Raw genomic sequence first — 19,670 nt, forward strand, 5'->3', positions numbered from 1 at the left:
AACCCCCGGTTCGCGAGATCCGGGGGTTTGTCTTGATGTGGATATCTGAAGGACGACGGGCGATCAGCTCTTCGTCATCGTGATGTTGACGCCGCGGATCTCGCCCTTGGAGGAGATCTGCACCGTCTGCTTGCTGCCGTTCGTGCGCAGCGACAAATTGGCGGCGAAGCCGTTGGCCTCGACGAACACCTCGATCTGACCGCCACCGGCGGTGCCCTGCAGATTGCCGAAGATATTGCGGTTGGTCTCGCTCCAGTTGCCGGAGATCCGCTCGCCCTGGCTCGTCACGTCGCTGGTGAGGTCGAACTTGTAGCTGTCGCTGGCACAGTGCAGCGCCTGCTTGAGGCCGAGACCGGTGCTGGCGACCTTGTAGTCGGCCTTGCAGCGGATGCGCTCGGTGGACCCATCGGACAGCGACACTGTGCCGGTGCCGGTCCACGCGCCGTCGAAACCGGCGAACGGTCCGGACGACTGAGCGTGGCTTGCAGAAACTGAGAAGAGCAGCGCCGCCCCAAGGCCGGCCGCCTTGATCGCCTGTCCAGATCGCCCAAAGAATTGCATTTTGAATATCCCGTTTTCGAATGACGTTCATCGACGATGAAGAACGTCTCGCCACATCGAAAGTTTAGTGTTCCGAGCCTGTGTCAGGTTCAAAGCCTGACCGCCAGAGATGGCGGTTCACCACGCCCCTGCAACAGGCTCCGATCCTGCAACGCCCGGTGTTTCGATGTGTTTCCGCCAAAAAAGGCCGGTCCAGAGATGCAGCGCTGCAACAGGTGCGCACCAAAACGCGGCTCTCCGGAATTATGACGTAGTATCAATCTCTTACATCTGCCAATGAAACTCGGGAGAAGGCCTGGTTTGGTGGCCGCGGCGCCAATTTGGCCGCATTTACCAGCGCTTGTGCCTTCTCCGAATGCCGTGCTTTCCGCGGCGAACTTGCCACCAGAACGATCCGTTCCGGCCGTCCGCCCTGTGCTGACCGGGATCGGTACGATTCTGCCGTCAGATCGAAGGAATACAATGCGTAAGCTACTCGTCGCTCTCACCCTGCTGTCGGCATCCCTTTCCACGGCGGCATTCGCCCAGGCAGGCCGCGGCACGGACGCCGAACAGAAGGCCTGCACGCGCGATGTGCAGAAGTTCTGCCGTCCGGTCATCGACCAGGGCGATTTCACCATCCTGGCCTGCCTCAAGGAAAACCGGCCCAAGATCTCGCAGGCCTGCGACCAGGTCCTGAAGAGCCACAACCAGTAAGCTCGGCCGCTGGCCCACAAAAGGCGGACCCCGGGCCGCCTTTCCGGGTCCGATCGGCGCAGGCCGCCATCGACAGACAGGATTGGTTTTGCGGCCGTATTCCCCTATATGGGGGCCGCGGCGGCATCGCCGGCATGAGCCCGCGCGAGCGAAAAAGCCCTTCCTGTCCAAACGATTGTTGACCAGCCCTCGATGACCTCTGCGAGCGAATTGCGATCCGGCAAAGGTGACCGCGACGAGAATTTTCCCGTCGCGTCCTGGATCATTCATCCGCGTCATCGCGCGCTGATCCTGGCGTATTACAATTTCGTCCGTACCGCCGACGATATCGCCGATCACGCCACCCTGCCGGCCGATGAGAAGTTGCGCTTGCTCGATCTGTTCGAGGCGGAGCTGCTCGGCAACGGCGACACCCAGGCCGAAGCCGTCATCCTGCGCCGCGCACTGGCCGAGCGAGGCATGGCGCCGCGCCATGCGCTCGACGTGCTGATCGCGTTCCGCATGGACGTGACCAAGCTGCGCTACGAGAACTGGGACGAGGTCATCCACTATTGCCGCTATTCCGCGATGCCCGTCGGCCGCTTCATGCTCGACGTCCATGGCGAGAGCACCTCGACCTGGGCCGCGTCGGACGCACTCTGCGCAGGCCTCCAGATCAACAACCATCTGCAGGATTGCGGCAAGGATTTCCGCGAACTCAACCGCGTCTACCTGCCGCGCGATGCGCTGGCCGCAAGCGGCGCCTCGGTCGAGCAGCTTGGCCTGACGCAGTCGCCGCCGGCGATGCTGGCCTGTCTTCAGTCGCTCGCGTTACGCAACGAAGCGCTGCTCGACGAGGGCAGGTCGCTGGCTGCGGAGATCCGGGATGTCCGCCTCGGCATCGACGTCGCGGTGATCCAGGCCTATGCCGGCCGTATCGTGCGCCTGTTGAAGGTGCGTGATCCCCTGCGTGAGCGCGTGCATCTGAACAAGTTCGAGCTTCTCACCTTCAGCCTTGCCGGGATGATCGGCGAAGTCGGCCGCCGTGCGGTCGGACGCAAGGCCATTTCCAGACCGGGGACTGCACATGACGCTTGAGGCGACCTCGCCCGGCGCCAGTTATGGCTCGACCGCATCGAACAGCTCCTTCTACGCTGCGATGCGCATCCTGCCGCGCGACCAGCGCGAGGCGATGTTCCAGATCTACAGCTTCTGCCGGCAGGTCGACGACATCGCCGATTCCGACGGTCCGCGCGACGAGCGGCTCGCCGCGCTTCAGGAGTGGCGGAACGACATCGATGCGCTCTATCAGGGCCATCCGCCGCCGCGCCTTGCCGACTACGTCGGCTCGGTGAAGACGTTCGGGCTGAAGCGGGAGGATTTCCTCGCCATCGTCGACGGCATGGAGATGGACGTGCCGCAGGACATCCGCGCGCCCGACATGGCGACGCTGGATCTTTACTGCGATCGCGTCGCCAGCGCCGTGGGACGATTGTCGGTGCGGGTGTTCGGCCTGCCTGAAGAGGACGGCATCCTGCTCGCCCATCATCTCGGCCGCGCGCTCCAACTCACCAATATCCTGCGCGACATCGACGAGGACGCCGGCCTCGGCCGGCTCTATCTGCCGCGTGAGGCGCTGCTGCATGCCGGCATCACCTCCGATGATCCGAACCGCGTGATCGTCGAGCGCGCGCTGGCGAAGGTCTGCCTGCCGCTGGCACAGCGCGCCAAGTCGCATTTCGAGCAGTCCGACGAGATCATGAACCGCAACAAGCGCCGCGCGGTGCGCGCGCCGCGGATCATGTCGAAATACTATCACGCCATTCTGGACCTGCTGATCGCGCGCGGCTTCAACGCGCCGCGCGAGCCGGTGCGTGTGTCGAAGGTCACACGCATGCTGATCCTGCTTCGTTACGCTTTCATCTGATGCAACACACAGCTCACATCATCGGTGCCGGAATTTCCGGCCTCTCCGCCGCCGTGCGGCTTGCCAATGCCGGCTTCAAGGTCGCCGTGCACGAGGCGACGCAGCAGGCCGGCGGCCGCTGCCGTTCCTATTTCGACGGCGCAACCGGCCTCACCATCGACAACGGCAATCATCTGCTGCTGTCGGGCAACAGCCACGCGCGGGCCTATGCCCGTTCGATCGGCACCGAGGCCGGCCTCGTCGGTCCCGAAAGCGCGCAGTTTCCCTTTGTCGACCTCACGACCGGGCAGCGTTGGCAGATAGATCTCGGCAAAGGCCGGCTGCCGACCTGGGTGCTCGACGAGAGCCGCCGCGTCCCTGATACGGGTCTCACTGACTATCTGAAACTGGCGCCGCTGATCTGGGCGTCGGAGCAGACGCTGGTCGGCAAGTCGATTCCGACCGAAGGCGTGCTCTATCAGCGCCTGGTGCAGCCGCTGCTGCTGGCGGCGCTCAACGTCGATCCGCCCGAGGGGTCGGCGGGGCTTGCCGGCGCGATCGTGCGCGAGACATTGCTGGCCGGCGGACAGGCCTGCCGCCCGCTGATCGCACGCGACGGCCTCAGCGCCGTGCTGATCGAACCCGCCGTGAAGTTCCTGGCTGAGCGTGGCCACACCGTTCAGCTCGGCCATGAGCTGCGTTCGTTCGCGACCACTGACGGCAAGGTCGGCGCGCTGAACTTTGGCGGCGAGGATGTGATTGAGGTCGGTGAGGGCGACGTCGTCGTGATGGCGGTGCCGCCGCGCGCCGCCTCCAGCCTGCTGCCGGGCCTGAAGACGCCGACCGAATTCCGCGCCATCGTGAATGCCCATTTCCGCTTTGAGCCGCCGCAGGGTTCGCCGCCGATCCTCGGCGTCATCGGCAGCATCGTCGAATGGCTGTTCGCCTTCCCGAACCGCCTCTCCGTCACTATCAGCAACGGCGATCGGCTGGTCGATATGCCGCGCGAGGAACTCGCGCAGGCGATCTGGAACGACGTCTGCAAGGCGGGCGGGATTTCCGGCGACGTGCCGCCGCCGTTGCCCCCTGGCAGATCGTGCGCGAGCGCCGGGCCACTTTCGCCGCCACGCCGGCCCAGAATGCCCTGCGTCCGGGGCCGGTCACCGCGCTGAAAAACCTGTTCCTCGCCGGCGACTGGACTGCTACGGGATTGCCTGCAACCATCGAGGGATCGGTCCGGTCCGGTGATCGCGCCGCCGATCTGGTTCTGGCCGCCAAAGGATCTTGAGAGGCGGCCCTGACGGGCAAAACGTCCCGGTCAATTTCAATCGACTATCGGAGCAATCGAGCGAGATGGATTCCGTGAACGCGACCAGCCGCGAAGCACAAGAATCGAGGATCTTGGAATCGAAGGTCCTGGAATCGAGCATTGCGTCGGCGACGCAAGGCGTCATCGGCTTCCAGCAGCCGGACGGCCATTGGGTGTTCGAGCTCGAGGCCGACTGCACGATTCCGGCCGAGTACATCCTGCTGCGCCATTACCTCGCCGAACCCGTCGACACCGTGCTCGAAGCCAAGATCGGCAACTATCTGCGCCGCGTCCAGGGTGCCCATGGCGGCTGGCCGCTGGTGCATGACGGCGAGTTCGACATGAGCGCCAGCGTGAAGGCCTATTTTGCGCTGAAGATGATCGGCGATTCCGTCGATGCGCCGCACATGGTGCGCGCGCGCGAGGCGATGCACGCGCGCGGCGGCGCGATAAACAGCAACGTCTTCACGCGCTTCATGCTGGCGATGTTCGGCGTCGTGACCTGGCGCGCGGTGCCGGTGCTGCCGATCGAGATCGTGCTGCTGCCGTTCTGGTCGCCGTTCCACCTCAACAAGATCTCCTACTGGGCGCGCACCACGATGGTGCCGCTGATGGTTCTCGCCGCGCTCAAGCCGCGCGCGAAGAATCCGAAGGGCGTCGGCATCGACGAATTGTTCCTCCAGGATCCGCGTTCGATCGGCATGACCGCGAAGGCGCCGCACCAGAGCATGGCCTGGTTCGTGCTGTTCCGCGCGCTCGACGGGATTTTGCGCGTGGTCGAGCCGATGTTTCCGAAGCGCCTGCGCAAGCGCGCGATCGATGCGGCGCTTGCCTTCACCGAGGAGCGCCTCAACGGCGAGGACGGCATGGGCGCGATCTATCCGCCCATGGCCAACATCGTCATGATGTACGACGCGCTGGGCAAGGACGAGAACTACCCGCCGCGCGCGGTCACGCGCCGGGGCATCGACAAGCTGCTGGTGATCAACGACGACGAGGCTTACTGCCAGCCCTGCGTCTCGCCGGTGTGGGACACGACGCTGACCGCCCACGCATTGCTGGAAGCCGGCGGTGACAAGGCGGTGCCCGCGGCGAAGCAAGGCCTCGACTGGCTGATCCCCAAGCAGGAGCTCGAGGTCAAGGGCGACTGGGCGGTGAAGCGGCCCGATGTGCGCCCCGGCGGCTGGGCCTTCCAGTACAACAACGCCCATTACCCCGATCTCGACGACACCGCCGTGGTGGTGATGTCGATGGACCGCATGCGCCGGGAGCACGGTGTGGCCGGCTATGACGCCGCGATCGACCGCGGCCGGGAGTGGATCGAGGGCATGCAGAGCGACGACGGCGGCTGGGCCGCCTTCGACGTCAACAATCTCGAATATTACCTGAACAACATCCCGTTCTCGGATCACGGTGCGCTGCTCGACCCGCCGACCGAGGACGTCACCGCCCGCTGCATCTCGATGCTGGCCCAGCTCGGCGAGACCGCGCAGACCAGCAAGCATGTGGCCGACGGGGTCGCCTATCTCCGGAAGACCCAGCACCCCGAGGGGTCCTGGTACGGCCGCTGGGGCATGAACTTCATCTACGGAACCTGGTCGGTGCTCTGCGCCCTCAACATGGCCGGAATCCGCCACGACGACCCCATGATGCGCAAGGCCGCCGCCTGGCTGGCCTCGATCCAGAACAAGGACGGCGGCTGGGGTGAGGATGCCGTCAGCTACCGGCTCGATTACCGGGGATGGGAGGCCGCCCCCTCGACTGCCTCGCAAACGGCATGGGCCTTGCTTGCTCTTATGGCAGCTGGCGAGGTTGATCACCCGGCCGTCGCCCGCGGGGTGGAGTACCTGATTGCAACACAGAACAAAAAAGGACTGTGGGACGAGCAGCGGTACACCGCCACGGGCTTTCCCCGTGTATTCTATCTACGTTATCATGGTTACCCGAAGTTCTTCCCGCTGTGGGCGTTGGCGCGGTATCGGAACTTGCGGAACACCAACAGCAGGGTGGTAGGGGTCGGAATGTGACTTTGGGGATGGGGGACTACGTTGCCGCGGGCCAGGCGATCGACCCGCGACCGATACTCATTGTGACCGGTCTGGTTCAGGAGGCCCGCATCGCGGCCGGGCCTGGAATGGCGGTCATTTGCTCGTCGAGTAGCCCAACCCAGTTGCGGGCGCTCCTGACGGTGCTGGATCCCAATACGATTCGCGGTGTGATCTCGTTCGGTGTGGCTGGCGGCCTCGACCCGAGCTTGCGCTCCGGCGACGTCGTGCTGGCGACCGAAGTGCTCTCCGGCGATACCCGCTGGGCTGCCGGCCTGTCGCTCGGTAACGACCTGATCGACCGCCTGACGTCGGGCCGCCGCCGCGTGGTGCGCGGCAGCCTCGCCGGCGCCGAGGAAGTGGTCACCGGGCGCTCCGGCAAGGCGGCGCTGCATTCGGAGACCGGGGCCTCCGCCGTCGACATGGAAAGCCACATCGCGGCCGCCTACGCCGCCGAGGCCGGCTTGCCGTTCGCCGCGGTCCGCGTCATCAGCGATCCCGCCCATCGCGCGCTGCCGGCGCTCGCCCGCGCCGCGATCAAGCCGAACGGCCAGATCGATCTCGCCGCGGTGCTGCGCGGCATCGTCCGCAATCCCGCCGCGCTGCATGGCCTGGTCTCGACCGGTATCGACTTCAACCGCGCGCTGCGGTCGCTTCGCGGCTGTCGGGATTATCTGATCGGCACCGAGCTGATCGAGAGCGAGACGCTGGTGTCCAAGGCGGCCTGAGCGGTTTCCTGTCCGGCAAGGAAACGGCCCGGTTGCCACTGGCACCGGGCCTTTTCTTTGATGCGTGGCCGGATGGAGCGAAGCCGCCACAGCCGCATTGGCCGATCCATATGGCGCACATCGCGTAGCGCGAAGCGAATATGGTTGTTTCCGCCGGCGGTTTGAGCGGTAGGCCGCAACTCCGGCCGCGTTGGACGGGCGAGAGCAGCGCAGGCACCCCGAGGACGGGCATGGACATCGACGTGATCGACGAATCACGGCAAATAATTTCCAGCGGCCGTAACGTCCCCCGCATGGCTGCCGTAGAGATCTTTGGGAATGCCCGTCTCGCGTATCTGGAATTGCACCTGAGCAATGCTCTCGCTCCCAGCGAGACCGGTCGGGTTCAGTCCGCTTCCTGGTCCATTTAGACTGCATGGGAGTTGGGATGAACAAGCAGGCCACTGGAGAGCACGTGAATTCGGCAAGGCTCTCACTTGAGAGGGCAATGCAATTGCATGTCGACGGGCATTGGGAATGCGCCGAACAGCATTATCTGCAGGTATTGCTGGAAGATTATCGCAGCACGGATGTTCTCCCGCTCCTTGCAAGCGTTGTTGCGAAACGCGGAGATATCGACCTCGCCGTTCACTATTGGGACAGGCTGCTTTCGATCCAGCCGTTTCACCTCAATGCCCTGGCTGCCAAGGGTGGGCTGCTCTACAAGACCGGGCGTTTGACGGAAGCCCTGAGCTGTTTTGAGATCGCGACAGGTCTCGCTCCCGACGATGCGCTCATCCGCAATAATCTCGCCGTGGCACTGGCCGATAGCGGGCGAAAGGATGAAGCGATCATCGAGTTCGGCCACGTCCTTCGGCTTCAGCCCGACAACGTCAACGCCTACCACCAGATGCGCCGGTTGTCGTCCGCGATCGTTCCCTTCTGGCACATCCCCATGATGAACGACACGCGCCGCAACGACTGTTTCGAACGGGCGATCCGGCGGGCGCTGGCAACCCGCGGCTCGAGCGCGCAAATCCTCGACATCGGCACGGGCAGTGGCTTGCTGTCGATGATGGCCGCGCGTGAAGGCGCCACCAACATCGTCAGTTGCGAGACGGTTCCGACCATAGCGCGTGTAGCGCAAGAGATCGTCGCCGAAAACGGATATGGCGAACAGATCAAGGTCATCGGCAAATCCTCGACGGCGCTTTCCGTCGGCAGGGATATCCCGGCGAAAGCCGACATCATGATCTCCGAAATCCTGTCCAGCGATCTCCTGGCCGAGGATGTGTTGAGCACATTCGAAGATGCGCGGCGTCGGCTGATTGCCGAGGACGCGATCGTCATTCCAAAGGCGGCATCTGCCATGGGCTGCCTCGTGGCGAGCGAAACGCTCGCTGCCTACAGCCACGTGAGGATGGCGTCCGGATTCAACGTTGCGCGGTTCAACAGTCTGGCGCCGCTGCGTTTGCCCATCCATGGTACGATGACCGAATGGTCGAGGCTTTCGAACGATTTTGAAATCGCGTCGCTGGATTTGACATCGGCTGCACATGAACCGGAGCTGCGGGCCGTATCGATCCCTGTGATTACCTCAGGAACCGCCGTCGGCGTCGTGCAATGGATGCAGGTCGACCTTATTGACGATATCGTCTTCACCAACCATCCGGACGGCTATCACGATGGCGGCTGGCTCCAGGTGCTTCATGTCTTGCCGAAGCCAATGCCCGTCGAGGCAGGGTCGGTTGTGGATTTCCTTCTCGGTCATGACAGGTCCACCCTCATCGTGCTGCCGGCCGGCTTCGCAACCTCATGAACGAGCAGGGCCTCGGAGCCGATGAACTCCGGAAACTCGGTCTCGTGCGATGGAAATCGGGTGAACTGGAACTGGCGATCCTGTCGTTTGAGTCCGCACTGGTCCTGGAGCCGGACAACGCCTTGATCTGGGAGGACCTGTGCGGGGTGCAGCTGGCTTCCAACAACAGCGAGAGGGCGCTGGCCTCAATCGGAAGATCGATCGCGGTCGACGAGCAGCGCCCTCAATCCTGGCTGATGCTGGCAACGGTCCTCGACCGCATGAAGGATCAGGATCTGGCGGCATCGGCCTACAGGAAGACGATCGTGCTCGACGAGACGATTGCGAGCGCCCATTTCGGTCTCGGCATCATCCACCTCAGGAGTGGCAAACCGGCGCAGGCCCTGCAATGCCTGCAGCAGGCCGTCCTGCATGATCCGAAGAACGCAATCGCGCATCTTTGTCTTGGTCATGCCTGTTACGCGACCGGTGATTTTGCCGGTACCGCGAAGTCATTCGATGCCGCGATCGAGTTCGGCCCGCTGGATCCGGACAGCGCATTGGTCCGCCTCAAGGCAATGACCTTCCAGGCAATCATCGAGGGCAAGCTCGAGGAGGCTCTGGCAAATTACAGCCGGCTCGCCGACCCGGGTGATGGACCCGTCGACATTTCGCAGGAAGCATTTGCGCTGCTCAACGTGCACGGGTACCGGGATGCCGCCCGCCTGGTTGGCCAATTTCGGCTGAGACATCATCCCAATGACGTGGTCCAGCGCTACATGAACAGCGCGGTGGCCGGTGAACAGCTGCCTACGGCGCCAGTGGACTATGTCGAAACACATTTCGACCGCTTGGCGCCCAGTTTCGACAGGAAGCTCACCGAGTCGCTGCAATATCGCGCGCCCGAGATCATGGCGCAGATGATCGCGCTGCACCGTGGTGGTTTCGATCGTATTCTCGATCTTGGCTGCGGTACCGGCTTGGCAGCAAAGCCCCTCTCTCGGTTTGGCGGCATCGCGATTGGCGTCGACCTCTCGGGATCGATGCTGCTCCAGGCGGAGGAGCGCCGCTTCTACAGCGAGTTGAGGAAAGCCGAGGCAGTCCAGTTCCTGGCGACGAGGCCGGTGAGCTTCGATCTCATCTTCGCGGCCGATGTCCTGGTCTATGTTGGCGACCTCAGCGCATTCTTCAGTGCAGTTGCCGACGCCATCGTAAAGGATGGCATCCTGGCGCTCAGTATCGAAACGACGGCCGCCGCGAATTTTGAACTGCGACCGTCCGGACGTTTCGCGCATTCCGTCACCTATGTCGAAACATTGGCATCCGACCATTTCGAAAAACTGGAATCAACGACGGCGACGCTTCGGCTTGAAATGCGACATCCGATCGAGGGCGCCTTCATGATATTTCGGAAGAGATAGGTGCCGGAGCACTGTCACCCTAACAACGTAACAAGCGCCTTTCCAATTCCCGCCGTCGCCGACCTTGGGCGATAGCTCTTCATCAATCGCGGTTTGCCTGGGCAGATTACGCTGACCCTAGACTAGATCACGTGGTTCTGCCGCGCGCAGAACTTCCGGTTCCGCCGATGCCCCGATCGTCGATCGTGCAGATCGGGGCGCGAGGGGCGGAAGGACCCGTGAGCCTTATCCCCTCGCGTAGCGGCAACCGTCGAGCCGTCCGCGCCGGGCACTCTGAGTGCGTGCCGGCAGCGCGCGCGGACTGCCAGTCGCTGATGCACCCATAGCCTTGCGGATCGGTGTTCCAGTTTCGATCAGAAGCCCGACAAGGCAAGGCCATCGAACTTTACGTTCATCCGAACCAGCACTTGCGATGATTTCAGACCGACATCGGCGGTGACGTTGCTGACGTCGCCGACCGCAGATGTGACTGTGCCGAGATTGTAGGTCGCCTTGTTGAGGGTCAGGTAACGGTACTCGACGCCGAATGAGATGTTGTTGGTGAAGGCGTATTCGGCGCCGGCCCCGACCGTATAGCCGAACTGGAGCTTGTGGGTGTCGTCGAAGCTCAGCGGCGCGCCGGCACCGATGCCGGTTCGTGACGCATAGTTGGCGGTAACGTCCACTCGACCCATCTCCAGGCCGCCGACGAGATAGGCCATGACGCGGTCCCGGGCGTAGCCGACCTTCACGCGCGTCGCGCTGAGATAACTGACCTTGGCGTTGAAGCTGTCTCCCTCGGCAAAGGTGCCGCGACACCCGATCCGGACGTGATGCTGCCGTTCAGTTTGGTGAATTGTGCATCGTGCTCGAATCCAAGCACCCAACGGCCAAACTGCCAGTTGCGGCCGACCTGAAATCCGCCGACGAAGGCATCATTGTCGTTTGATGACATATCGCCGAAAGATGTGGCGGCACCGCCAAGCGCCGGCGATGCGATCGGGCTGAAGCTGAAATCACCCCTCGCGCCGGCGATATGGACACCGAAATAGTTGCCGGTCCAGTTGAAGGCAGTCTGTTCGGCCGTCAGGTAGGAAGGTGCCTTGTAGGACGGCGCCGCGGCGCCAAGGTCAGCCGCCATCGCGGGGCCGGCAAGGACAGCGGTGAAAGCCGAAACAATAGTCCGACGCATCTGATATCTCCAATCGTTCGAATCCGTGACGAAGGGTGCCGGACGACTGTCAATGCCGTTTCGCGCTGATGCGGAAGTTTGTGGGATTTTGTATTGGTACGTAACACGTCGCCGGACCGGGCGCTCTTGGTGTGGAGAACTGGTCGCCCGAAAGTCTCCGTCACCGATGATCGAAGGACGAGAGCTGAGCTTGCTCGGCCTTGATCGCCGAAATTCGTCCATCCTCGAATTCGACGATGCGATCGAACAGATCGAGCGAACGTGGATCGTGCGTGACCACGGCGACGCCGGCTCTGCGCTCGGTCGCAATCCGACGGAAGAGCTGCATGACCTGACGTCCGCGCACGCTGTCGAGCGCGGCGGACGGTTCGTCGGCGAGGATCAGCGGCGGATCGTTGGCCAGCGCACGGGCCACCGCCACGCGTTGCTGCTCTCCCCAGAGAGCTGGGTCGGCCGGTTGTCGGCTCGGTGGGCGAGGTCAAGCGTGCGCAGAAGCTCGATAGCGTATTCACGCGACGGCCTCGCGGGGACGTCGTCGATCTCCAATGCCAGCGCGACATTCTCGACGGCCGTCAGGAACGGGATCAGATTGGCCTTCTGGAAGACGAAGCCGATATTTCGTCGCCGAAAATCACGCAGTCGATCGAGTTCGGCGGTGGGATCCGATACGTGCTCGCCGGCCACGATCACCTCGCCGCCGGTCGGTCGTTCCAGAAGTCCGGCAATCAGGAGAAATGTGCTCTTGCCGGAACCGCTCGGGCCGAAGATGCCGACCAGCTCGCCCGCGCGGACATCCAGGGAAACGCCGTCGAGCGCGCGCGTGACGGAATCTCCGCTCGGATAATATTTTCGCGCGTTCCGGACGGAAAGGACGACGTCGGTTCTCACGAGAGCACCTCCCGAGCGTTGACCTTGAGGGCGCGGGCAATGCCGATACCGCTCGCGATGACGCAAATTGCAGCCAGAACGGCAGCCAGCATGCTGGCATCCGCGATATCGATGACGATTCGTCGCGGAAAAAGCGGGAAAATCACCATGGACATGAGCAGCGCCAGTGCAAAGCCGGCTACGCCGATCAGCCCGGCCTGTTGGCCGATCATCTTCACGATCACGGAATTGCGCGCGCCGATCAACTTCAGCATCGCAATCTGATGGAGTTTCTCGATCGTCATGGTGTAGATGATGAGCGAGACGACGATGCAGGTGATCAGCAAGATCAGAACCGTGAAGGCAAGGATCTGAATGCGCAGCTTCCACAGTCGCGCGTTGAGAAGAAGATCGCGCTGATCCGCGCCGCTCAGGACGCCCGCATCGCCCCAGAGTTTGATCGCGGCGGCGACCTTGGCAGGGTCCGCGGCGGAATCGAGCGTGACCAGGACGGCAGAGATCTTGCTATCCTGCGTCACCGAACTGTTGTCGCCTGCCTGCGGTGTCTGGCCTCCCTTGGCGGCTCTGGCCAGAAGCACTTCCTCACTGGTACGCCGCTGGGCGATCGTGACGGCATCGTTGATGCTCACGAATATCAGCCCGTCGCCGCCCGAATCCACCATTTGCCGCGTAGCGCCGACGATCTCGTAAAGATCGAGGCCGAGCCGGACATGGTCGCCAATCGCGAGCCCCGTGCTCTCGTCGGCAATCGCTTCGTAGTGGCCTGACGCGAGACAACGACCCGCGATCAGGTGGATCCAGTTGCCCCTGTCTTGCGGAAAATCGAGACCGGTGATCGTGGCGCGGCGCGATTGTTGCTCGAAGCTGTATTGCTGGCTGAACTGCACGAAGCGGCGGACGGCGGCGACGCCCGGGACGCCCTCGACGCGGCGGTCCATTGTCGAGGAAAGTGCCGAACTCTCGGCGAAGGGGCCAGAGCGATCACCCTGGACGACCCAGAGGTCAGCTCCGATCGTATCGACGATCAGAAGAGCATCCGCGACGATGCCGCGATAAAGCCCCGTCATCCCGATTGCCGCCGTCATCAGAAATGCGACGCCGACGGCGGTCAAACCGAAGCGCGTGGGGCTATGCCGGATATCCTTCCAGCCGAGATTCATGTGGGGGCACCCCGCACCTGAACTTTCATGAAACGGTAGACGCCGTCCGGTACGAGGGTGATCTCGCCCGGCGCCAGTCCTTGGCGAATCTCCACGCGATCTACGCCCGCGGCGCCGGGCTCGACGGTCCGCCAGTAGGCTCTGCCGCCCTCGACGACCCATACGCCCACCCGTCCATGCCTGCGCACCAGGAATGATTTCGGCAGGGTCGGAACCTGGGCAAGGGTGGCGACGGTAATACTCGCGAGACCGCGCTGGCCTAGCGCCCAATTCTCCGGCAGCGTGTCAAGCTTGACGTCGAGCGTGAATTCACGCGTCTCGGTGTCGACGATACGGCCAAGGCGCAGCACGTGACCCGACAAGTTCTTGCCGGGCTGCGAGGCAAATGAGATGCACACGGGTTGCCCCGGCTTCATCGACTGCATCGTGCTTTCGTCGAACCTTGCAGTCAGCACAATCGTGGCCGGATCGACGAGCTGCAGGATCGACGCACCGATTGTCAGGGTGTCGCCGATGTTCCTGTCGCGCGAGACCACAATGCCGGGAAAGGGCGCGCGTACGATCGTATCGTCGATCTGCGCCTGCACGACACCGACATTGGCCGCCGCACTTTGTGCCTGGGACCGGGTCTGCTCGATCACCTGATCGTCATGTGCAAGGTCGGCGGCCGCCTGCCGAAGGGTGGCTTCCGCCGCATCGAAGTTCTGCTGGCTGGTGAATCCCTTATCAATGAGCGCGGCCTGACGCTCGTAGTTGGTCCTGGCGTTGACCAATGTCGCATCGGCGCGTGTTCGACTGGCCTTGGCAACCTCGATTGCACGGATAGCGGCCTGCTCGCTGGCTTGTGCTGCTGCGAGCTGGTGGCGCAGATCATATGACTCGATGCGGGCCAGAATCTGTCCGGCCGTTATGGTATCGTTGCGGTCGACGGTGATTTCGGTAAGGCGGCCCTGGCTACGGCTGCTGACGACGATCTTGTTGATTGCGTCGAGCGTACCCGGCCCATTGACGCTCAGCGCCAAGGTCGACCGAACGACCGCCGTTCCCTCAACGGCATGTGGGTATAGGTATCGGAACGCGAAGAGACCGGCTGCGCCGACGCCGAGCACGGCCATCAGCCAGACCGCGGGCGACGTGCGTCTGGGTCGCGGCTGTGGACGGTTCACTGCCAGGAGAGAACTGACCGGTTGCTGAATGTTCATGATTTGAAGGGCGGCACGCGAGAATTGGCAATATTGAAGCCCGAGACGAACATCCGGATCCTCGTGTCGGCTTCCGTATCCTCGGCGGGAAACGAACGTCGCCGACCGCCGACATGGAGCAAAGGCGCGTCGCAGATGCTCCGCACCATGGCGGCGATCAGGCTACGCAGCCGGAAAGGAACTGCGTCCAGCGGTTCGAAGCGCGTTGCCGGGGCGGATCCGCTGGTAACCGTCCTTACCGGCCTCTTTCGCGCAGCCTTCACCGACATTGACATGTCCCGCCAGTGCTCACTTGGGCAACGTGCCGGCCCCGGCAGCCTGCGATCTGAGCGACTCGGCCTTCGGCATGGCGTCGCGGCATGACGGCGTCAGTTCACCGGAATGGCTTTGCAGGCAGGCCAGAATGCGGCCGCCGCCGCGTTGTACGGTTGCGCAGTGCTGACCGATGTCGGCGCGACAGGCCTGAGCCATGGCCATGACCTGAGCCTGCATCTGAGATGAGGCTTGGGCCCGAGCCGTCGTCGAGCAAGCGGCCGTTGCGGCAGCCGCGACCAGCGAGAGGGCAGCGATGCGATAGCGATATGCACTTGTAGCCATGGTCTTCATTCTCCGATGATCGGTGCGGGGACGTCGTTCGGCCGGCTGTCGGCCTGTTGCTCTCGCGGTCAGGAGGATGGACATGGATAGAGCTCTCCCATCGCGCTACCTCCGAAATCGCGCCGGACTCCAAAGACGGCGAACCGTCGTGAGGAGAATGCTGGAGCAATGTCAGCGCCGTTTGATCCGGACGCCTAGATTCTTGGAGTTTGGTCAGCGGTTGTAACGGTTTGTAAAATCCGGCCTGTGCCCTTGTTTCTCCTTGTCAGATGTTCATAAAGTTCTGGATGGGCGCGATTGACACCACGATCCTGATTGTTGAGGACGATCCGGAAATCCGAAGGCAGGTCAGTAAGCTGCTGCGCAACGAGGGATTTTGCGTCGAGGAAGCGGAGGATGCCACTGCAGCCGGCGCAGTACTTGCTCGCACGCCGCCGGATCTCATCATCCTCGACCTGATGCTTCCTGGCGAAGACGGGTTGTCGATCTGCCGCAGGATACGAACGAAGGACGTCACGCCGATCATGATGCTGACGGCCAAGAGCGACGAGATCGACAAGGTCATCGGGCTCGAAATGGGCGCCGACGACTATCTCGTAAAGCCGTTTGCGCCACGCGAGTTGCTCGCTCGTGTGCGGGCCCTGCTGCGGCGCGCGAACATAAAGCCCGTCGCTTCGACGACGAGGCGTTTTGCTTTCGACCGATTCATCATCGATCTGGACGCGCGGCAGCTCGTCGACGACGGCGGGGACGAAGTGACGTTTACCACCGCGGAGTTCGATCTTCTCGCCTGTTTCGTGCAGAGGCCGCGTCGGGTGTTGACGCGGGACCAGATTCTCGATTGGACTCGCGGACGCGCGGCTGACCCGTTCGATCGTACCATCGACATGCTGGTCTCGCGCGTTCGCAAGAAATTCCAGGCGAAAAGCCCCGGTTCAAGCCTTATCAGCACGGTGCGTAACGGCGGTTATCTGTTCACCGCTCAGGTGAAGGCGGTGATGTGATGCTTCGTGTGAGTCTCGCGGCCCGCGTCACGATGATCGTCGTCACCGCCCTGATGGCCGTCTGGCTCGTCTCCATAGCCACGTTCTACCGTTCGGGGGACTGGAGCGCGCTGAATGTCCGTCCGTCGGCACGACAGCTCTCTGCATTGGTGAATCTCCTCGAACGGGCGCCGCGCGAGCAGGTACCTGATATACTCGACGTAGCCACGTCGAGCACTCTGACCGCGCGGTTGGAAGCCGGTGAGGCCGTTGGGGAATCCGACAAGGCCCTCGACGTTGACGCGAACTTGCACCAGGCATACGCCGACGCAATCGGCAGCCGGCCATTTGCGATCAGGTTGAGCCAAAACGTTGCCGAGAACACTCGCCATTACTGGTTGCCTCCAGCAGCCAGGAAGGCGCTCGAAATCCGTATAGGGCTCACGGCGGGGGACACGCTCATCGTCGCTTCGGCAAGCCCGTTGGCCGTCAGCCGGATCGGCCTCCCGATAGGGTTCGGTGCGGGCCTGCTTGGGACCTTGATTGCTCTGGTCGCGCTCGTCGTCACTCTACGAGAGACGCGGCCTTTGTCGAAGCTTGCCGCGGCCGTCGACAGAATGGACCTCACAGGCGCTCCAGTATACCTGCCACAGGCACGGGCCAGCGCGCCCGAAATACGGGCCGTCATCACGGCCTTCAATCGGCTGCAGACACGTCTCGCTCTGCTCCTGCGTGCCCGGATGGCGTTGCTCGGGGGCATCTCGCACGACGTTCGATCCTTCGCGACGCGATTACGCCTCAGCGTCGATTGCATTCCGGAAGCGACGGAGCGCGACCGGGCAGTCAACGGAATCGCGGATATGATCCGTCTGCTGGACGACTCGCTCCTTGCCAGTCGCGCGGGAGCCGGCGAACTCGAAGAGGAGCTGTTGGAGTTTGACGAGATTGTTCGCTCCGAAGTTCTGGACAGGCGAGAGGCGGGAGCCGAGATCGACCTGCGCATCGGTCCGGGCGTGGAGGGTTCCAATATCCTTGGTGATCGCCTCGCGTGCCGGCGGATCGTCGCTAACCTTGCAGACAATGCGCTGAAGTACGGTCACGTTGCACATCTTGCTATGGAACGAGAGGCGCATTGCGTCCTCTTGATGGTTGACGACGAGGGCCCCGGCGTTCCGCTCAGTCAACGCGATATCCTGCTCGAACCCTTCGTGCGCCTGGAGCAGTCTCGCAATCGATTCACGGGCGGGGCGGGCCTTGGCCTCGCCGTTGTTCGCAGTCTGGTCGAGGTCTGCGGCGGGACCATTGCGATTGGCGACGCACCCTCTGGCGGGGCGCGCTTCTCTGTCCGGCTTCCGGTGTTTGCTGCAGGCTGAAGACTGCACCACCGCGCGCGCTTGCCGGACCAAGAGCGGCGGTTCATCGGGCCGGATTCTTACAGAACGTTACCTGCCGTTGACCAAACTCCAAGCAACGATGAATCAGGATCAAAAAGCGCTGACATTGCTCCTGCATTCTCAGTGACACGGACCTGCCGCAGCGCATGGCCGTCAACTCGTTCACGGAGAATGCCATGATGAAGAAGCTCCTGACCATGTCCGCGCTTGCGGGAGTGCTGTCGGTCGCCGTCGTCGCCGACGCCAATGCTTGGACGAGGAGCCGCTCGGTGTCCGGCTGGCGCGGTACGGCGTCCGTCAACGCCTCGGGCAGCTGCGCCAACGGAACCTGCTCACGGCAGATCACGCGCACCGGTCCCTACGGCAACAGCGTAAGCCGCCAAGGGACGGTGTCCTGCAGCGGTGGGGTCTGCACCGGCAGCCGCACCACCACCGGGCCTAATGGCAATTCCGTCACCCGTGAGGGCACGGTGTCCCGCTGGGGATCCGCCGGCGCTCCGCGTCACTATGGTCCGGGTGCTGCTGCCGTAGCCGGCTTCGCGGTGGGGAGTGCCGTCGGCGCGGCTGCCGCCGCCCCGGCATACGTTGCGCCGGTCACTGTCTACCCACCCGGTCCGATCGTTTATGCGGCCCGCCCGTTTGTCTATGGCCCGCGCCCCTTTTACTACGCACCTTGGTACCATGCACGCTGGGCTTACTACCATGCCCCACGAACCTACTATTGGCGATAAGCAGGACCCTTGCTCCACTCCGACAAATCAAGCGGGCTCGGACGCACGTCCGCCTCGGATGGCTCAAACAGCGCGTAGCTAATAGCGCTGCCAACAAAAAAGCCCGGCGCTGAGGCCGGGCTTTGAATTCATCGATGAAGACATCAGAAGTGATAATTCGCGCCGACGCGAACAACATGAAAGTCCAGATCACTGAAGTGCGTGCCGATGGTCGAAGCCGTCGTACCAGCAGTCGCAGGCGCCGTTGACGTGATGTTGCTGCTTCCGAGATTGACGTAGAGATACTCGGCCTTCAAGGAAACATTTCGCCAGGCGGCGTACTCAAATCCGCCACCCACCGCGTATCCGGTCAGGATTTTGGTCGTTGGTCCTGTGTAGCAGGCTGCCGCAGCCGCGCAGACAGCGCTCACGCCCCCGCTCGTGGCGGTGAAGCCAATTGTGTTGCTGAGAATGGAATCTTCGCGGACCGATCCGTAAGCGAAGCCGCCGGTGCCGTAGACGAGCAGCTTGTTGGTCGCGAGCAATCCAGCGCGCGCGCGGAGCGTTCCGAACCATTCGACATTCTGTTGCGCTTCGATCTGACCCGGTCGCCCAATGACCGCGTAAGGGGACGCCGCTGATCCCTTGATGTCGCTGCCCTGAAAATCCGCCTCAAAGCCGATCAACCAGTTCGGCGATACCTGCCAATTGTAACCAGCCTGCGCGCCACCGAGAACACCCTTGACATCGTAGGCGACCGGCGCTGCGGCCGTACCGACGTTTCCAATGATCGAATTGGAGACGACGTCATTCGCCGTAAAGGTCGCAACGGGATCATTGAACCCATAGCCAACGTTGAGGCCGGCATAGAAGCCAGTCCAACTTGCGACAGCGACCATCGCAGGCGCTTTCGTATAGGTGGAAGCAGCCATGTCGGCAGCCGACGCGGACGTGGCCGCCAGCGCTGCGAGCGCGGCGAAAGCAATTCTTTTCAATTGAGTATCCTGAGGTTAGCTGGCGGGGGTGGTCGCCGAGAGTAGACCACCGCAGATGAAAAAATGCTGTCACTGCTGAGCCACAGGCGCGCAGTCCTCGCAGCCTGTGGTTGGTCGCTGGCGTCAGGTTCGCCCATCGGATGGGACT

At 62.9% G+C, this 19,670-nt stretch carries 19 protein-coding genes and 2 pseudogenes; 11 read left to right on the plus strand and 10 right to left on the minus strand.

Annotated features, from left to right (window positions below):
- Positions 1-63: 63 nt before the first annotated feature.
- Complete coding sequence (locus ACQ86E_RS24475) at positions 64-561, minus strand: hypothetical protein (RefSeq protein ID WP_431202168.1); 498 nt, start codon at positions 559-561, stop codon at positions 64-66.
- 462 nt (positions 562-1,023) lie between these two features.
- Here ACQ86E_RS24475 and ACQ86E_RS24480 point away from each other — a divergent pair, with 462 nt between their 5' ends.
- The 8 genes and pseudogenes from ACQ86E_RS24480 to ACQ86E_RS24515 all read left to right on the plus strand — a co-directional run bounded on the left by ACQ86E_RS24480 (position 1,024) and on the right by ACQ86E_RS24515 (position 10,422).
- Positions 1,024-1,257, plus strand: coding sequence for a hypothetical protein (locus tag ACQ86E_RS24480; RefSeq protein WP_015687467.1), 234 nt, complete (start codon positions 1,024-1,026; stop codon positions 1,255-1,257).
- 192 nt (positions 1,258-1,449) lie between these two features.
- The gene (hpnC, locus tag ACQ86E_RS24485) at positions 1,450-2,334 is read left to right on the plus strand and encodes a squalene synthase HpnC (RefSeq protein WP_431202169.1); all 885 of its coding nucleotides are present in this window, start codon (positions 1,450-1,452) and stop codon (positions 2,332-2,334) included.
- The gene (hpnD, locus tag ACQ86E_RS24490) at positions 2,324-3,163 is read left to right on the plus strand and encodes a presqualene diphosphate synthase HpnD (protein WP_431202170.1); all 840 of its coding nucleotides are present in this window, start codon (positions 2,324-2,326) and stop codon (positions 3,161-3,163) included. Before hpnC ends, hpnD begins: the two co-directional genes overlap by 11 nt.
- Positions 3,163-4,430: pseudogene (gene hpnE, locus ACQ86E_RS24495) on the plus strand (hydroxysqualene dehydroxylase HpnE). The gene hpnD and the pseudogene hpnE overlap by 1 nt, the downstream one beginning before the upstream one ends.
- Before the next feature lie 65 nt (positions 4,431-4,495).
- Positions 4,496-6,478 carry a squalene--hopene cyclase gene (gene shc / locus ACQ86E_RS24500; RefSeq protein WP_431202171.1) on the plus strand — a complete coding sequence of 661 codons (1,983 nt, stop codon included), beginning with the start codon at positions 4,496-4,498 and terminating at the stop codon, positions 6,476-6,478.
- Positions 6,475-7,224, plus strand: coding sequence for a phosphorylase (locus ACQ86E_RS24505; RefSeq protein ID WP_431202172.1), 750 nt, complete (start codon positions 6,475-6,477; stop codon positions 7,222-7,224). The genes shc and ACQ86E_RS24505 overlap by 4 nt, the downstream gene beginning before the upstream one ends.
- 427 nt (positions 7,225-7,651) lie before the next feature.
- Entirely contained in the window at positions 7,652-9,022 is a 1,371-nt protein-coding gene (locus ACQ86E_RS24510; RefSeq protein WP_431202173.1) for a tetratricopeptide repeat protein, read from the plus strand.
- Positions 9,019-10,422 (plus strand): tetratricopeptide repeat protein, encoded by a 1,404-nt coding sequence (locus tag ACQ86E_RS24515; protein ID WP_431202174.1) that lies wholly within the window; start codon positions 9,019-9,021, stop codon positions 10,420-10,422. The genes ACQ86E_RS24510 and ACQ86E_RS24515 overlap by 4 nt, the downstream gene beginning before the upstream one ends.
- Positions 10,423-10,775: 353 nt before the next feature.
- On the opposite strand, the gene ACQ86E_RS24520 is transcribed toward ACQ86E_RS24515, so the two are convergent.
- The 8 genes and pseudogenes from ACQ86E_RS24520 to ACQ86E_RS24555 all read right to left on the minus strand — a co-directional run bounded on the left by ACQ86E_RS24520 (position 10,776) and on the right by ACQ86E_RS24555 (position 15,449).
- Positions 10,776-11,153, minus strand: coding sequence for an outer membrane protein (locus ACQ86E_RS24520; RefSeq protein ID WP_431202175.1), 378 nt, complete (start codon positions 11,151-11,153; stop codon positions 10,776-10,778).
- Entirely contained in the window at positions 11,150-11,542 is a 393-nt protein-coding gene (locus tag ACQ86E_RS24525; protein ID WP_431202176.1) for a hypothetical protein, read from the minus strand. Before ACQ86E_RS24525 ends, ACQ86E_RS24520 begins: the two co-directional genes overlap by 4 nt.
- 211 nt (positions 11,543-11,753) lie before the next feature.
- Positions 11,754-12,014, minus strand: coding sequence for a hypothetical protein (locus tag ACQ86E_RS24530; protein WP_431206652.1), 261 nt, complete (start codon positions 12,012-12,014; stop codon positions 11,754-11,756).
- Positions 12,015-12,481 (minus strand): annotated as a pseudogene (locus ACQ86E_RS24535) (ABC transporter ATP-binding protein); the annotation flags it as partial.
- Complete coding sequence (locus ACQ86E_RS24540; protein WP_431202177.1) at positions 12,478-13,641, minus strand: ABC transporter permease; 1,164 nt, start codon at positions 13,639-13,641, stop codon at positions 12,478-12,480. The pseudogene ACQ86E_RS24535 and the gene ACQ86E_RS24540, both read right to left, overlap by 4 nt.
- Positions 13,638-14,756 (minus strand): efflux RND transporter periplasmic adaptor subunit, encoded by a 1,119-nt coding sequence (locus ACQ86E_RS24545; protein ID WP_431202178.1) that lies wholly within the window; start codon positions 14,754-14,756, stop codon positions 13,638-13,640. Before ACQ86E_RS24545 ends, ACQ86E_RS24540 begins: the two co-directional genes overlap by 4 nt.
- A gap of 83 nt (positions 14,757-14,839) precedes the next feature.
- On the minus strand, positions 14,840-15,112 hold the full coding sequence (locus tag ACQ86E_RS24550; protein ID WP_431202179.1) for a hypothetical protein: 273 nt from the start codon (positions 15,110-15,112) through the stop codon (positions 14,840-14,842).
- Positions 15,113-15,131: 19 nt separating this feature from the next.
- Positions 15,132-15,449, minus strand: a complete 318-nt coding sequence (locus ACQ86E_RS24555; protein ID WP_431202180.1) for a cysteine rich repeat-containing protein — start codon at positions 15,447-15,449, stop codon at positions 15,132-15,134.
- 278 nt (positions 15,450-15,727) lie between these two features.
- On the opposite strand from ACQ86E_RS24555, the gene ACQ86E_RS24560 reads away from it, so the two are divergent.
- From ACQ86E_RS24560 to ACQ86E_RS24570, 3 genes are all read left to right on the plus strand, one after another.
- Positions 15,728-16,444 (plus strand): response regulator, encoded by a 717-nt coding sequence (locus ACQ86E_RS24560; RefSeq protein ID WP_431202181.1) that lies wholly within the window; start codon positions 15,728-15,730, stop codon positions 16,442-16,444.
- Between the two features lie 32 nt (positions 16,445-16,476).
- On the plus strand, positions 16,477-17,796 hold the full coding sequence (locus tag ACQ86E_RS24565) for a sensor histidine kinase (RefSeq protein WP_431202182.1): 1,320 nt from the start codon (positions 16,477-16,479) through the stop codon (positions 17,794-17,796).
- A 197-nt stretch (positions 17,797-17,993) separates the two neighbouring features.
- A complete protein-coding gene (locus ACQ86E_RS24570; RefSeq protein WP_431202183.1) occupies positions 17,994-18,548 on the plus strand; it encodes a hypothetical protein in 555 nt (184 codons plus the stop codon).
- A gap of 143 nt (positions 18,549-18,691) precedes the next feature.
- On the opposite strand, the gene ACQ86E_RS24575 is transcribed toward ACQ86E_RS24570, so the two are convergent.
- The gene (locus tag ACQ86E_RS24575; RefSeq protein WP_431202184.1) at positions 18,692-19,522 is read right to left on the minus strand and encodes an outer membrane protein; all 831 of its coding nucleotides are present in this window, start codon (positions 19,520-19,522) and stop codon (positions 18,692-18,694) included.
- Between the last annotated feature and the right edge of the window lie 148 nt (positions 19,523-19,670).

It is taken from the genome of Bradyrhizobium betae, assembly GCF_050632175.1.
Classification (GTDB): Bacteria; Pseudomonadota; Alphaproteobacteria; order Rhizobiales; family Xanthobacteraceae; genus Bradyrhizobium; species Bradyrhizobium betae_B.